This window comes from Bacillus sp. ok061 (assembly GCF_900108285.1).
GTDB classification, from domain to species: Bacteria; Bacillota; Bacilli; order Bacillales; family Bacillaceae_G; genus Bacillus_A; species Bacillus_A thuringiensis_S.
Genome location: NZ_FNUW01000088.1, coordinates 1 through 1105, shown reverse-complemented (window position 1 = coordinate 1105; position 1105 = coordinate 1). Strand labels below are relative to the sequence as shown.

The window sequence follows — 1105 nt, the reverse complement described above, 5'->3', positions numbered from 1 at the left end:
AGGGGATCTTTGGTATGCATGATAACAAGTATTTGTTCCTTCTGATATTTACTCCATTAAAAACCTAAAAATACAGGTTGACTAATCGTAAGAAAGACACCCAAGAGCTATCAAAGATTTTAATTCCCCTGTTCAACCTCCTACAGCAAAACGGGAGAAAATATCATGGATATGAGAAGAAAACCGTATTTGATATATTAGGTGTCGTTTATAATTGTATCATGTTTGATAATCAAGCGGCTTAAATCAAAAAATGAAACCCATTAGGGTTTATTTCGTATACCAATCTTTAAATTGCCTACATGTATATTTTAGAAAAAAGAAACAAACTCTACTATTATTAACGTTGTATGAGCTTAGCTTGATAGCGATGGGATCCTGCCAGCCAAATGACATACCCCCGCTAATACATTTTATGGAAGATGAAAAAGAGAATTTATACATTAAACGGAAAATAATATATTATTTAACAATAAAATCTTATCTTGAGGTTTTGAAGATGTTGCAAAACTCATCAATATTTAGAACTGAATGCATAAAAAAATCCATCTTGCTGGAAGAATAATAGTATCTCACACTATCTCTAGAAAGGTTGGATTCAGCTTTAACATATCAGGAATCCTTCCTTTATTCCTTTGATATTTAACTAGCGCTCCTAATAGTTATTCATGTAACATGAATTATATTTCCTCACCTTATTTTCTACATTTATTTGTATACATTATTTTATAGAGTGGTGTCAGTCAGTTACCCATCACAATGAAAATGAGTAATTGTATACAATAAAATTTTCACCAAATATTACTATGAATAATTTATATATTATATTTTTAAATTCATATTTGGGACAATTGGTGGCGTTATAACACAGCTATATTTGATTGGCCGTTATGGCAAATATATTTTTATTCAAAGAATACATGTTGATCATGCAGAGTCATGGTTCAATCGTTATGGAACTGATGTTATAGTCACAGCACGTTTCATTCCTTTTACTAGACACGCTATTTCAATACCAGTAGGTATTGAAATAATCAGAGTGTTGGGAAACCCTTTAGGGTTCCCCACACTCTGGAATCATTTTGATTTTAGCGAATAAAAACAA

Annotated in this window: 2 pseudogenes; both read left to right on the top strand. The window is 31.1% G+C overall.

From position 1 onward, the window contains the following. Positions 1–89 precede the first annotated feature (89 nt). A pseudogene (locus tag C4S65_RS33940) lies at positions 90–245 on the top strand (IS4 family transposase); the annotation flags it as partial. Positions 246–841: 596 nt separating this feature from the next. After that, positions 842–1027 (top strand): annotated as a pseudogene (locus tag C4S65_RS33930) (DedA family protein); the annotation flags it as partial. Positions 1028–1105: the final 78 nt, after the last annotated feature.